Source organism: Saccharopolyspora taberi (genome assembly GCF_039534165.1).
GTDB lineage: Bacteria > Actinomycetota > Actinomycetes > Mycobacteriales > Pseudonocardiaceae > Saccharopolyspora_D > Saccharopolyspora_D taberi.
Genome location: NZ_BAAAUX010000011.1, coordinates 60,505 through 73,901, shown reverse-complemented (window position 1 = coordinate 73,901; position 13,397 = coordinate 60,505). Strand labels below are relative to the sequence as shown.

The following is a 13,397-nucleotide window of genomic DNA, read 5'->3' as shown; positions in this document are numbered from 1 at the left end:
CCGCCGTTACTGGACGGGGACCGAGGCCAGGGCCGGGTCCTGGCCCTGGTCGAGGGTGCAGGGCAGGTCGAACGTGCCCAGCTCGGTCTCGCCGCCGTCGGCGGTCCGCGGGGTGATCTTGCCGGTGAAGGTGCTGCCGACGGCGAAGGTGACCTCGCCGGGCTGCTTGACCGTCAGGCCCGGGATGGGGCCGACGATCGTGGTGTTGAGCGGACCGCTCTCCGGGACCGGGGTGGACGGGATGCTCAGGCCGTTGAGCGTGACGCCCAGGTCGGTGCCGTTGACGTTGACGTCCACGCCGGTCGCGGCGGAGCCCTCCACCGAGGCGCCGCCGATCAGCCGCAGCGCGTCGGCGGTCTGCTCGTCGATGGTCACGTCCACCTTGAAGTCGGTGACGTTGATCGGCTCGCCGACCTTCGCGCCGTCCGGGAAGGTGGCGTTGACCTTGGCCTGCGTCGGCCGCGCGCCGACCATGGGGAACTCACAGGTGAAGGTGACGTCCTTGGCCACGGGGGCCATCGCGGTGCCCGTGGTCTCCTGCTCGGCCAGCGCCGGCCCGGCGAAGGCGGTCAGCGACGCGATGCCCGCCGCCGCGACGACGGCGGCGGCCCGGCGGGTAGAGGTCGAGCTCAGTGGCATGGCGGATCTCCTCATCAATGGGGACGATTCCGGTGCGGATCGGGTTCTCGAAAGCGAGGGCCGGGAGGAAAGGCCGGAAGACGTCCGGAAAAAGTGTTCGTGAATTCCCGATTGCCCTGCCGCGGTGGAGATTAGTGCGGCTCGATCGCGGTTGGCAAGGATGTGGTGCGCGAGGAGCCGCGCCATTCGCCGCATTCTTTGGAAATTGTCACGGGGGAACGAGTTGCTGTCCCGCCGGTTCGCGCCCCCGTGATCGATGCGCCGGATTCGGGGTCGCCGGTGGCCGGATTCGGGGCCGCCGGTGGGTAGTTGACGGTGAAACATGAAAAGAAGTCATCTTTCCGGATCGTGAGATCGCTCTCCCGGGCGGCTGACCGGGGCGGTCACGGAATGCGCGCGGGGGTGGGCACCCGCCCGACCCCGAAGTGACAACTTTTGTCATGGGCGCGCGGGTGTCGGCGCCCGAAATTGGCACGGAATTGGGCGAAGTCCACCCGAACGGCCGAAACTCGCATGTGCGAAGGCAAACAGTGAATCCGCTGTGTTGACACCCCGAGCGCCGTGAAATTATGTTCCGTGGATTACAAAATGCTTACGCGTGTTGAAACGATGTAACGGCAGTTTGTGTGCGACGTAGGGGAAGCAATGACGTTCGACGTCGGGGCCGGCGACACCAGGACCGGTCCGAGCTCGAGGCCCGGACCGCGGGTGCGCCGCGGCGATCCGCCGCGCGGCACGTCGGAGTTGCGTGCCGCGATGGACGCCGAACCGAACGCGCTCGGCCGCGCGAAACGGCTGTGGTCGGTGATGCCCCGGGAATTCGCCGACCGGTTCCGCCCGTACGTCGGCGGCCTGGCCAAGGCCATGGTGCGCGAGATCCAGCACGTGGTGCCCGAGTACGCCCAGCCGCTGGACGGCGTTTTCGGCGTCTACTTCACCCAGGCCGTCGAGCACGCGATCCTGTACCCGCTGTCGAACATCCGCGACGACGTCCGCTCCCACGAGGACTGGCGCGAGGTGTTCCGGCTGCGCGGCAGGATGGAGTTCACCGAGGGCCGCAGCCTGGACTGCCTGCAGACCGCCTACCGGGTGGGCGGACGCGTGGCGTGGCGCCACATCGCGGAGTTCGGGCAGAAGCAGGGGGTTCCGGTCGACATCCTGTGCGTCTGCGCGGAAGCCATCTTCGCCTACGTCGACGAGCTGTCCGCGCTGTCGATCGAGGGCTACACCGAGGCGCAGGAACGGGCCGCGGGCACGATGGCGCGGCGCAAGCGGCGGCTGCTGGAGCTGATCCTGGCCGACCCGCCTGCCTCCCCGCAGACGCTGGCCGATCTGGCGGGCAGCGCCCGCTGGAAGCTGCCGGAGTGGGTCACGATGGTCGCCCTGGAACCGATCTCCGACCAGCACGCGCGCAGCAGCCCCGCGATCGGCCCGGAAGCGCTCGTCGACCTCGAAGGCGCGGAGCCGTGCCTGCTGCTCACCGACGAGATCACCGACGTCGCGGCGCTGGAGTCGGGGATGAAGGGCTGGCGGGCCGCGATCGGACCCCGGGTGCGGATCAGCGAGGCCGCGCTCTCGCTGCGCTGGGCGCGACGCGTGATCGGCCTGGTGCAGCGCGGCGTCCTGGCCGACGCCCCGGTCACCCGCTGCTCGGACCACCTCACCACGCTGTGGCTGCTCAGCGACGAGTTCCTGATCCGGGAACTGAGCGCGCGCAGCCTGGCCCCGCTGGACGGCCTGACGGTCAAGCAGCGGGCGCGGTTGACCGAAACCCTGCTCGTCTGGCTGCAATCCCGGGGCAGTGCACCGGAACTCGCCGAACGCCTCGGCGTGCACCCGCAGACCGTCCGCTACCGGATGCACCAGCTGGAGGGTCTGTTCGGCGACCGGCTGACCGACGCGGACGAGCGCCTGAACCTGGAGATCGCACTGCGCGCCGAGCGCTTGCTGACCCAGGACTGAGCGACCGCTTTTCAGTCCACCGAACCAAAAGCGCGGAGGAAAGTCCCAACGGCGGACCGGGCCACGGAACGAAGCTCCTCTTCGGAAACGTCCCGGGTGCCGAACCGGCTCCGCGTGGCGGCGGGCCCGGTCAACAGCGCGGCGAACTGCTCGGCGGCCTGGAGCGGATCGTCGATCCGCAGGCGGCCGGCGACGGCGAGCCGCGCGAGCCGGTCGGCGAGAGCGTCAGTGACGCGGTCGGCCGCCCGGCCGTCGACGATGTCGAGCAGATCGGGGAACTGGTTGATCTCCGCGGCGAGCAGCCGCCGCAGCGCGGTCGAGCGAGGATCGCAGTAGCACTGGAGGAACCGGAACCCGGCGTCCTCCAGCGTTTCGCGCAGGTCTTCGCCGCCCGCGAGCCGCTCCACCACCGCGAGGTTGTCGGTCAGCGCCCGGTCGGCGCAGACCCCGACCGCCTCGTGCAGCAGGGTCTCCTTGTCGCCGAAGTGGTTGTAGACGGTCGCCTTCGCGACCCCCGCCTCGGCGGCGATCGCGTCCACCCCGGCCTGCGCGTAGCCCTCGCGGGCGAAGACGGTGAACGCCGCGTCCAGGATCGCCTGCCGCTTGTCGATCCGTCCGCGCGGTCCGGTGCTGCCCATGCGCCGGATCTTACGGATTGGCCGCGCCGGGACAACCAGGTGGACCCGGTTGTATAGAACTCGCTATATCAGTATTTTGAACTCATGAGTCCAAAGAACGTGGTGATCACCGGCGGGACCGACGGGATCGGCCGGGCGCTCGCGCTGGCGCATCTGGAGCGCGGGGACAACGTCCTCGTTGTCGGCCGGGATCCGGAGAAGGGCAAGGAGTTCGGGACCGGCTTCCTGGCCGCGGACCTGAGCCTGGTCCGGGAGAACCGGGCCGTCGTCGCGGAGGTCGAAGCGCGGTTCCCGGAGCTGGACGTGCTGGTTCTGTGCGCCCGGCACTACCTGTCGGCGCGGCGCGAGACCGCCGAGGGCTTCGAGCACAACTTCGCGCTGTTCTATCTGAGCCGGTTCCTGCTCAGCCACGGGCTTTCCGGATCGCTGGAGAAGGCGGCGAACCCGGTCGTCATGAACGTCGCCGGGCCGGGCGCGGACCTGTCGGCGGTCCGCTGGGACGACCTCGGCTCGACGCGCGACTACGACGGCGCCGCGGCGATGACCCAGGCGGGCAAGCTCAACGACCTGCTCGGGGTCTCCTTCGCCGAGCGGGCGGACCGGACCCGGTACGTGCTGTTCCACCCCGGCGTCGTGGCGACCAGCTTCTCCGGGGAGTACGACGGGCCGACCGCCGCGCACGTCGAGGCGATGAAGCGGTCCGCGACACCGGTGGAAACGGCCGTCTGGCCGATCGTGGAACGGATCGACGACCCGCCCGCCGAGCCGCTGAGCGCGTTCGTGCGGGACCGCCGGATCGACGTGCACGGCGTCTCGTTCGACCGCCGCGCGGCGGCACGGCTGCACGACCGCACGCTGGAGTTGCTGGACGGGATCTGATGCCGCTTGCAGGACACCGGTCCTGCAAGCGCGGCATCGACCGGGGTCATCCGAGGGAGACGGCGACGAGCAACAGGGCGACCGCGAGGACTCCGACGACGATGACGATGAGCATGTTCATCTTGTTCACGGAAGATCACTGTCCAGTCGGCGTGCCGCGCGCGAGCGGCGGGCCACGTCGCCTTCCCCGCTTTGAACTGGGAAAACGTCACGTCCCTCGATCGGCTGCACGAAGGTGTGAGACGTAGACCGCACAACCGCCCCCCATAGTTGTGGGGGTTTGCGGGCGCCCGGCGTTCAGCGCGGACCGTGCGGTGTTCAGAGCAGACCGGACTGGGCGGCCTTGGAGATCAGCTCGATCCGGTTGCGGGCGTTGAGCTTGCGCATCGCGTTGCGCAGGTAGCCGGTGACGGTGTGCCGGGTCAGGCCCAGCTGCTCGGCGATCTCGGGGTTGGTGCGGCCCGCCGCGGCGTGGCGGAGCACGTCGTACTCGCGGCGGGTCAGCCCGGTGTCGTGCAGCCGCGAACGCATCCGGGGTGCGGCCCGGTCGCCGATGCGCGGGTCGAAGATCGCGATGCCGTGCGCGGCCTGGCGCACGGCCGAGACGAGGTCGGTCGCGCCCGCGTCCTTGAGCAGGCAGCCGTCGACCCCGGCGTCCAGCGTCGCCTGCAACGCGGCGTGGTCGCGGTAGGCGGTGAACACCACGATCCGCGTCGCCGGGGCGGCCGAGCGCAGCGGGCCGACGATCTCGCTGGCCATCGCGTCCGGCAGCCGCAGGTCGAGCAGGATCACGTGCGGCCGGACCCGGGCGGCCAGCCGCACCGCGTCGGCCGCGGTGCTCGCGCTGCCGACGACCCGGATCGCCGGATCGTCCCGCAGCAGCAGGCGGACGCCGTCGACGACCACGGGATGGTCGTCGACGACCGCGAGGCGGATCTCGTCGGTCAAGACAGCGGAACCCAGACGCGCACGGTGAGCCCACCGTCCTCGTTGGCCACCACCGACAGCGTGCCGCCGAGCTCCTCGACCCGGTCGGTCGTGGTGCGCAGCCCGATGCCGTTGCCGCCGTCCTGGTGCTTCCAGCCGTCGCCGTCGTCGGCGATGGACACGGTGAGCCCGTCGTCCAGCGCGATCAGGCTGATCAGCACCGAGCGCGCGTTGGCGTGCTTCTCGACGTTGAGCAGCGCCTCGCGGGCGGCGGCGATGAGCACCCGCGAGCGGTGCGGGTCGCAGTCCGGCAGGGTGCCGATCTCCACCGCCTGCGCGGTCGTTCCGGTGCGGCGCTGGAACGCGGCGCAGTCGCTGGACAGGGTCGCCGCGAGGCCGCCGGCAGGCTCGTCGTGGTCCAGGGCGTGCACGGACTCGCGGAACGCCGAGGCGGTCTGGGCGAGCTGGTCCTCCAGCAGGATCAGCCGGTCCAGCAGCGCGGCTCCCTCGGTCCGGGCGTGTTCGCGCAGGTCGCGCAGCTCGGCGCCGAGGCGGAACAGCTGCGCCCCCACCGAGTCGTGCAGCGCCGAGGCGATCCGGCGCCGCTCGGTGGCCGCCGCGGTCTCGCGCTGACGGCGCGCCGCGCTCGCCGTCTGCAGCGCCAGGCCGCCGCTGTCGGCGACCGCGACGGCGGCGTCGAGCTGGCGCCCGCTGAAGTCGGTGACCTCGCGCATCGCCGCGTACACCACGCCGTGCACCCGCCCGGCGCGGATCATCGGCACCGCCATCATGGTGCGGATCCCGTCGGCCGAGATCGGGCCGTCGAAGTCGTGGGTGATCAGCTCCGAGGCGCAGTAGTCGTCGACCCACACCGGCCGCAGCTCGGCGAAGCACTTGCCGCCGAGCCCGAGGCCCATGGGGACGTGCAGGTCGTGCAGGCCAGTCGCCCAGGTGCCGTTCCACTGCCGCAGCACCAGCAGCCGTTCGGACTCGACCGGCCCGGCCAGGCCGATGTGCGCGCCGCACTCCTCGCGGATCCGCTGCGCCAGCCCGCGCAGCGCGGCGGTGTCGTCGAGCAGCGTGAGCACCTGCGAGTGCTCGTCGAGCAGCCGCTCGAAGCGGACGCCCTGCTCCGCGACCCGCTCCACGCCCGCGCGATGTGCCTGTCCCACCCGGAATTCCCGTCCACCGTCGTCACCTGCCCGGCGGATGTTACCGGGGAGTGCGGCGGGCTCCGGCGTCGCCGGTGCGGCGCGCGGCGGCGCCGCACCGGCGGCGATCGTCAGCCCGGCACGACGTGGTAGCCCCAGAAGTGGAGCTTCTCGTTGGGCATGCAGTGCGCGAAGGTGTTGCCGCCGTTGGTGCGGTTGCCCTCCCGCGTCACGGTCTTGACCTGGCCGTCACCGAAGGACCGGCACTTGACCCAGGCCGCGTGGCCGTCCGGCCAGCTCGGCGCGCAGTGGTAGCGGACCCACCCGCCGTACCCGGTCTTCTTCTTGAGCCGGGAGCAGCCCGCGCGGTCCGCCTGGTCCGGCGCCGTCGCGGCCGGCGCGGATTGCTCCGGCACGGCCGTCGCCGCGGCGGGAATGGCCACGACGCTCAGGCAGCACGCGCACGCGATGCCCAAGGCGCTGATCGTTTTTCTCATCGCTGTCACCTGTTTCCACGTGCTCGGCCCGAGTCCGGACCGAGGTGGAACAGTGTCAGCGGCGACAGGTAGGGCATCGAGGGTGCGCGCACCCGTAAACCCGGCGGAGCCCACCCCTCCCGCGGCGGTGGGGTTCCGCGGCGGCCCACCGGGTGGGGAGGTCCGAGCGGGCCAGCAGCCGGAGCCGTATGGAGCACGAGTTTCGAACGTCAGCCATGCGGAAGATGAACAACCGGCTCGCGGATATGGCGGAAACGGCGCTGGACGGACCAGAATGCATCCGCCCCGCTGGGTCCAGCGCGGCTGACGCGGAGGAGCCGCACATGGGGATGGCGAGCAGGATCGCGGCGGTGGTGCTGGCGGCGGTGTCGGCGATCGCGGTGACGGTCGGCGCCGGGCCGGCGCACGCGGCGATCGGGAGCACCGTGGTGTTCAAGGAGCGGACCGACGGCTACGACTGCTACCGGATCCCGGCGGTGGTGCGGGCGAACAACGGTGATCTGCTCGCGTTCGCCGAGGGCCGCAAGGGCGGCGCGACGTTCTGCAACGACGCCGGTGACATCGACCTGGTGATGAAGCGCTCGACCAACGGCGGCCAGACCTGGAGCGCCCCGCAGGTCGTCATCCGAGGTTTCGGTGACACGAAGGGGAATCCCGCGCCGATCGTCATCCCTTCCACCGGGCGGATCGTGCTGCTGTCGACCATGCAGTGCGTCCGGAACCCGGCCTGCGGGCGGGTTCCGCGCGTGCAGCACAGCGACGACAACGGCGCCACCTGGACCGTGCCGAAGGTGCTGACGCAGGAGCTCGGATTCGCCACCGCGCCCGGATGGCTGGCGACCGGCCCGTCGCACGGCGTGGTGCTGACCCGGGGCGCGCACGCGGGGCGGCTGGTGGCCGGGATCAACTACACCGTCGACGGGCAGAACTCCGGCGCCATCATCCACAGCGACGACCAGGGCGTGACCTGGAAGCGAGGGGCGACCGACACCAGCAGCACCAGCGCGATCCTGCCGCAGGAGATCAGCCTGGTCGAGCTCAACGACGGCCGGATCTACGCCGCCGCGCGCAACCAGGCCAACAACGCCAACAAGTGCCTCGAAGGCGGGACCCGCAACCGGCTGCGCGCGATCAGTTCCGACGGCGGCGCGACGTTCTCCTCGCGGTTCGGGTACGAGCCGGACCTGATCACCCCGATCGTGCAGGCGTCGACGTTGCGGATGAGCGCGACCGATCAGGGTGGCCGGTACAACCGGGTGCTGTTCGCCGCTCCGTCCACTTGCGACAGACGCAGGGAGCTGGTGGTCAGTTCGTCGTTCGACGAGGGCGGGAACTGGACGACCAAGCCGCAGGGGCTTCTGGTCTGGGGCCAGGACGCGGCCTACTCCGACATGGTGGGGTTGAGCCCTTCCTCGGCCGGGGTGTTGTACGAGGCGGGTCCTGCCGGGAACGCGAACGAGACCATCCGGTGGTCGGTGATCACCGAGTCCGACCTGGGCGCGCCGGTGTGCGGGAGCGCTTATCGGGTCATCGACTCGGAACCGCTCGGGACGGCTGGGACCGTTCACCTGTCCTACAACGCCTCGAACGGGACCAACTGCGTTGTCACGACGAAGGCTTCTTCGGTCGGGACGCCTTCGCCCACTTCGGCTTTCCTGGAAGTTCAAGGTGCCGCGCGCAAGACTGATTCCGGGGAGTTCTCCTACTTCGCCGGGCCGGTGGTCGCTTCCGCTCCGGGTGTCTGCGTGAGGTGGGGTGGGGCCGTGGGTTCTGCGGCGTACGAGAGTCCGTTCGAGCACTGCGGTTGAGCTGGTTGACGCCCCTCAACGCGCTGTCGTCTCGTACTGGTGCTCCGGGCGGCCGCTCGCCCCGTACCGCAACGTCATGCGCGCCCTGCCGTCCTGGGCGAGCGCGGCCAGGTACCGCTGCGCGGTGGCACGCGCGATTCCCAGCTCCTCCGCGATTTCGGCCGCCGAGCGCGCTTGACCGCCTCGGCGCAGGGCATCGAGGACGAGCTGGGCGGTCAGGGTGGACTGGCCTTTCGGGGCCGCGGGGCGGTCTCCGTCGTGCAGCAGGCGCATCGCGCGGTCGATCTCGTCCTGGTCGACCGCCGCGCCGGTGATCGGGAGCCGCGCCTGGTAGCGGGCGTAGGCGGTCAGCCGGTCCGCGAGCTGTTCCGCGGTGAACGGCTTGACGAGGTAGTTCAGCGCTCCCGCCGCGAGCGCCGCGCGGACCGTGGCCGGGTCGGTGGCCGCCGTGAGCATGATCGCGTCGGTGCCGAGCTCGGCCAGGAGCGCGACCCCCGGGCGGTCGGGCAGGTAGTTGTCCAGCAGCACCAGGTCCGGGTTGTGCTGGGCGATCAGTTCCAGCGCCCGCGCCGCGGTGTTCGCGGTGCCGACCACGCGGAACCCGGGCACCCGCTCGGTGAACTCGGCATGCACCTGCGCCACCCGGAAGTCGTCCTCGACCACGACAACACCGATCACAGCTCAGCCTCCCGATCCGCGGTCCCGAGCACCCCCGGCAGCTCCGCGACGAACACCGCTCCGCCCTCCGCGGAGTCGACCAACCGCACGTCGCCACCGAGGCCGCGCGCGGCCTGGCGGCACAGCGCGAGCCCGAGCCCGCGGCCCTGGCCGCCCTTCGACGACACGCCCTCGGTGAAGATCTCCTCCCGCAGCGCCTCCGGCACCCCGTCGCCGGTGTCCACCACGGACACGTGCAGCGCGGTCCCGTCGGCCAGCAGGTCCACCTCCACGCGGGCCGGCCGCGCCGCGCCCAGCCTCGCCGCGTCGATCGCGTTGTCCACCAGGTTGCCCACGACGGTCATGACCTCGACCGGCGCGACGACCGGTGCGGGCACCCAGCTCGTCTCGCCCAGCTCCAGCTCGACGCCCTTCTCCACCGCGCCCGCCTTCTTCGCCGACAGGAACGCCACCAGGTACGGGTCGCGCACCGACTCGGCCGCCGGGCCGAGGCCGGCGACCGAACCGCTCGACAGCGCCTGCACGTACTCGACGGCCTCCTGGTGCCGCCCGGTCTGGAGCAGCCCGGACAGGGTGTGCAGCCGGTTGGTGAACTCGTGCCGCTGCGCGCGCAGCGTGTCGGTCATGCCCCGCACCGAGTCCAGCTCCCGGCTCAGCGCTTCGAGGTCGGTGCGGTCGCGCAGGGTGAGCACGCCGCCCAGGTCGATGCCGTCGCGGACCACCGAGCGGTGGTTGACCACCAGGACCCGGTCCCCGGCGACGGTGATGAGGTTGTCCGCGGGCTTCCGGTCGGCGAGCACGTCGCGCAGCCTCGCCGGGATGTCCAGCGACCCGGCCGGAGCACCGACCTCGATGGTGGTGTCCAGCAGCCGCTCGGCCTCGCGGTTGCGCACCGAGACGCGCCCGTCCGCGTCGACCGCGAGCACGCCTTCGCCGATGCCGTAAAGCACCGCTTCGCGCTGCCGCACCAGCTCCGCGAGCTCCTGCGGCTCCAGGCCCAGCGTCCGGCGCTTGAGCAGCCGGGTCAGCCAGCCCGCCCCGGCGACGCCGACCACCAGCGCCCCGCCGGTGAACGCCGCGGCGGTCCCAGCCAGCCGGAGGAACGCGGTGTGGATGTGCTCGTCGTCGAAACCGATGCTGACCTGGCCCACGATCGTGCCGTCGGCGGTCCGCAGCGGCACCTTCCCGCGCGCCGAGAGGCCGAGGGTGCCGCGCTGCACGTCGACGACCTCGTGCCCGGCCAGCACCCAGCTCGGGTCGGTGCTCACCGGTTCGCCGACCCGGTCCGGGTCCGGGTGCGCGAGCCGGATGCCCGCGCGGTCGGCGACCACGACGAACAGCGCGCCGGTGGCCGCCCGGGTGCGCTCGGCGGTCTCCCGGACCGTCGCGAGGTCACCGCGGGCCACCGCGTCGGCGAGCCCGGCGTCGGCGGCGACCGCGCGGGCGACCCCGACGGCGCGCTGGCCGTACTGGTCGACGAGCGTGCGGTCGAGCAGCGAAGCGACGAGCACGAAACCGATCGCGGTCACCAGGGCGACCAGTCCGATCTGGAAGGCCAGGGCCTGCCGCGCGAACCGCATCGGGCGGCGTGACATGCGTCGACTGTAAGGACCGGGCGGGTCCCGGCGCCGCCCGGGTGCCCGCGAGCAAAACGCGCAGAACGTCGGCAACGCGGGATAGGCGGACAACGTCGACAACCCTCGTCAAGGTGAACGGGGTCACCTACGGTTCCGCCAAACGAAACGCCGTTGTAACGCGGGCCACTCGGTCCGCCAGGAGAGGAGGACGCGTTGATCGCGCTGCTCGGTTTGTGCATGGTGACGGTCTTCCTCTACCTGGTGATGAGCAAGCGGCTCTCACCGATGGTGTCGCTGATCGTGGTCCCGGTGGCCTTCGCGGTGCTCGGCGGCTTCGCCCTGGGCCTCGGCGACATGATCACCGAGGGGATCACCTCGGTCGCCCCGACCGCGGCGATGCTGCTGTTCGCGATCCTGTACTTCGGCATCATGATCGACGCCGGGCTGTTCGACCCGATCGCGCGCGGGGTGGTCCGGCTGACCCGCAACGACCCGCTGCGGCTGATCCTGGGCACGGTGCTGCTGGTGGCCGTGGTGTCGCTGGACGGCGACGGCACCACCACGTTCATGATCACCGTCTCGGCGCTGCTGCCGATCTACCGCAAGCTCGGCGTCAGCCCGGTGCTGATGACCGGCCTGGCGTGCATGACCAACGCGGTGCTCAACGTGGTGCCCTGGGGCGGCCCGGCCGCCCGCGCGGCCAGCGCGCTGCGGCTGGACCCGCAGGAGCTGTTCGTGCCGATGATCCCGGCCCTGGCCGCCGGGCTCGTCGCGGTGTTCGCGATCGCCTACGTCCTGGGCCTGCGCGAGCGCGCCCGGCTCCGCACCGCTGCGCCTGCGCTGGTGGGCGGGGGCGGCTCCGGCTCCGGCGGCAGCGCCGGGGGCTCGTCCGACTTCGACGTCCTGGCGCCCGACCGGGAGTCGCTGCGGCCGAAGCTGCTCTGGTTCAACGCCGGGCTGACCGTGGCGCTGCTGACCGCGCTGATCATCGGCGTGCTGCCGATCGCGGTGCTGTTCATGATCGGCACCGGGCTGGCGCTGATCGTCAACTACCCGCGGCTGGACCAGCAGCGGGCCCGCATCGCCGCGCACGCCGACAGCGTCGTGGCGGTGGTCGCGATGGTCTTCGCCGCGGCGGTGTTCACCGGGGTGCTCTCCGGCACCGGGATGATCGAGCAGATGGCGCAGTACCTGCTCAGCGCGATGCCGGACGCCCTGTTCCCGTTCTTCAGCGTCATCGTCGCGGTGCTCAGCGTCCCGTTCACCTTCTTCATGAGCAACGACGCGTTCTACTTCGGCGTCATGCCGATCCTGGCCGAGGCGGGCGCCCAGCACGGCATCGGCGCGCTGGAGATCGCCCGCGCCTCGCTGCTCGGGCAGCCGATCCACATGCTCAGCCCGCTCGTGCCCGCGATGTACGTCCTCATCGGACTGTCCAAGGTGGACCTCGGTGACCACCACCGGTTCGCGATCAAGTGGGCGCTGCTGGTCTGCGGTGTGGTCATCGCGGCCGGTTTCGGGGTGGGCCTGATCGCGATCCACTGACGGCGATCCGCTGGTTGGGCGTGATCGCGATCCACCGGGCGGCCTGGGTGGGAACTGGTAAAAGGCACCACTTGTCCGGGAACAGCCGCGTTCCTAGCGTGAGCTGACCGATCCGTTCTCCGGAACTGGGAGTGGCGATGACCTCCGGGACCACCACCATCCAGGACGTTGCCCAGCGGGCGGGGGTGTCGGTCACGACGGTCTCCCGCGCCCTCCGCGGCACGGGTCCGGTGGCGTCGACGACCAACGAGCGGGTGCTCGCCGCGGCCGAGAGCCTGCGCTTCATCCCCGCTCGTGGCGGGCGCACCGACCGCAGGCACGCGAACGGGATCGTGCTGGAGGGCGGCAAGCGCTCGGACATCGTCGCCGGGTACGAGGCGGTGGCGACCTCGCAGGGGCGGGGCGTGCGAGTCCTCGACACCGGAGACCGGTCGTCGGCCGAGGCGGCGGTGCTCGACCTGGCCGCCCAGGTGGACGGGCTGATGGTGCTGGGCGGCTCGGTGCCCGGCGCGGTCATCGCGGAGCTGGTGGACCGCGGCCTGCCGGTGGTCGTCGTGGACCGGCCGCCGCTGCTGGGCGTCGACGTCGTCGACGTCGAGATCACCGATGCCGCCCGCTTGATCGCCAAGCACCTGTCCGGACACGGCTGCTCCCGGATCTGCTTCGTCGGCGCGGACGCCCGGCGTTTCGCCGCGGTGCAGGAGGAACTGCCGGACGCCCGCCTCGACAAGGCGGTCTGCCGTGCCGACGCCGAGAGCGGCCGGATCGCGGCGCTGCGCGTGCTGCGCTCCGCCGAACGGCCGGACGCGCTGCTCTGCGGCACCGACGAGATCGCCCTGGGAGTGCTGCGCGCGGCCGAGGAACTGGGGTTGCAGGTGCCCGGTGACCTGGCGGTGACCGGCTGGGGCGAGGTGACCGCCTCCGTCCGCACCCATCCCGCGCTGACCACGGTCGGCTACAGCATGCGCGCCGTCGGCGCGGCCGCTGCCCGGGCCCTCGACGAGCGGATCGGCGGCAGCCGCCTCGCACCCCGGCACCAGCTGGTCGGCGGATCGCTGCTCGTGCGCCGCAGCTGCGGGTTCCACCCGCGCTGACC

General features: G+C 71.6%; 12 protein-coding genes. 5 read left to right on the top strand and 7 right to left on the bottom strand.

Annotated features, from left to right (window positions below):
- Positions 1 to 6 precede the first annotated feature (6 nt).
- Entirely contained in the window at positions 7 to 639 is a 633-nt protein-coding gene (locus tag ABD691_RS09525) for a DUF6801 domain-containing protein (protein WP_344679161.1), read from the bottom strand.
- Positions 640 to 1,284: 645 nt separating this feature from the next.
- Here ABD691_RS09525 and ABD691_RS09520 point away from each other — a divergent pair.
- Entirely contained in the window at positions 1,285 to 2,601 is a 1,317-nt protein-coding gene (locus ABD691_RS09520; RefSeq protein WP_344679160.1) for a PucR-like N-terminal domain-containing protein, read from the top strand.
- Positions 2,602 to 2,612: 11 nt separating this feature from the next.
- Here the strand turns inward: ABD691_RS09520 and ABD691_RS09515 are convergent, their stop codons facing one another.
- Positions 2,613 to 3,239: a TetR/AcrR family transcriptional regulator gene (locus tag ABD691_RS09515; RefSeq protein WP_344679159.1), complete on the bottom strand. Its 627-nt coding sequence runs from the start codon at positions 3,237 to 3,239 to the stop codon at positions 2,613 to 2,615.
- 84 nt (positions 3,240 to 3,323) lie between these two features.
- Here ABD691_RS09515 and ABD691_RS09510 point away from each other — a divergent pair, with 84 nt between their 5' ends.
- On the top strand, positions 3,324 to 4,118 hold the full coding sequence (locus ABD691_RS09510) for an SDR family NAD(P)-dependent oxidoreductase (protein WP_344679158.1): 795 nt from the start codon (positions 3,324 to 3,326) through the stop codon (positions 4,116 to 4,118).
- Between the two features lie 318 nt (positions 4,119 to 4,436).
- Here ABD691_RS09510 and ABD691_RS09505 read toward each other — a convergent pair whose 3' ends face one another.
- From ABD691_RS09505 to ABD691_RS09495, 3 genes are all read right to left on the bottom strand, one after another.
- On the bottom strand, positions 4,437 to 5,066 hold the full coding sequence (locus tag ABD691_RS09505; protein ID WP_344679157.1) for a response regulator: 630 nt from the start codon (positions 5,064 to 5,066) through the stop codon (positions 4,437 to 4,439).
- The gene (locus ABD691_RS09500) at positions 5,063 to 6,217 is read right to left on the bottom strand and encodes a GAF domain-containing sensor histidine kinase (protein ID WP_344679156.1); all 1,155 of its coding nucleotides are present in this window, start codon (positions 6,215 to 6,217) and stop codon (positions 5,063 to 5,065) included. The genes ABD691_RS09505 and ABD691_RS09500 overlap by 4 nt, the downstream gene beginning before the upstream one ends.
- A 110-nt stretch (positions 6,218 to 6,327) precedes the next feature.
- Positions 6,328 to 6,693 (bottom strand): hypothetical protein, encoded by a 366-nt coding sequence (locus ABD691_RS09495; protein ID WP_344679155.1) that lies wholly within the window; start codon positions 6,691 to 6,693, stop codon positions 6,328 to 6,330.
- A 329-nt stretch (positions 6,694 to 7,022) separates the two neighbouring features.
- Here ABD691_RS09495 and ABD691_RS09490 point away from each other — a divergent pair, with 329 nt between their 5' ends.
- Entirely contained in the window at positions 7,023 to 8,501 is a 1,479-nt protein-coding gene (locus ABD691_RS09490; protein ID WP_344679154.1) for a sialidase family protein, read from the top strand.
- 15 nt (positions 8,502 to 8,516) lie between these two features.
- Here ABD691_RS09490 and ABD691_RS09485 read toward each other — a convergent pair whose 3' ends face one another.
- Complete coding sequence (locus ABD691_RS09485; RefSeq protein ID WP_344679153.1) at positions 8,517 to 9,179, bottom strand: response regulator; 663 nt, start codon at positions 9,177 to 9,179, stop codon at positions 8,517 to 8,519.
- On the bottom strand, positions 9,176 to 10,774 hold the full coding sequence (locus ABD691_RS09480; RefSeq protein ID WP_344679152.1) for a sensor histidine kinase: 1,599 nt from the start codon (positions 10,772 to 10,774) through the stop codon (positions 9,176 to 9,178). Before ABD691_RS09480 ends, ABD691_RS09485 begins: the two co-directional genes overlap by 4 nt.
- 195 nt (positions 10,775 to 10,969) lie before the next feature.
- Here ABD691_RS09480 and ABD691_RS09475 point away from each other — a divergent pair, with 195 nt between their 5' ends.
- Positions 10,970 to 12,301 (top strand): CitMHS family transporter, encoded by a 1,332-nt coding sequence (locus ABD691_RS09475; protein ID WP_344679151.1) that lies wholly within the window; start codon positions 10,970 to 10,972, stop codon positions 12,299 to 12,301.
- Between the two features lie 137 nt (positions 12,302 to 12,438).
- Entirely contained in the window at positions 12,439 to 13,395 is a 957-nt protein-coding gene (locus tag ABD691_RS09470; protein ID WP_344679150.1) for a LacI family DNA-binding transcriptional regulator, read from the top strand.
- Positions 13,396 to 13,397: the final 2 nt, after the last annotated feature.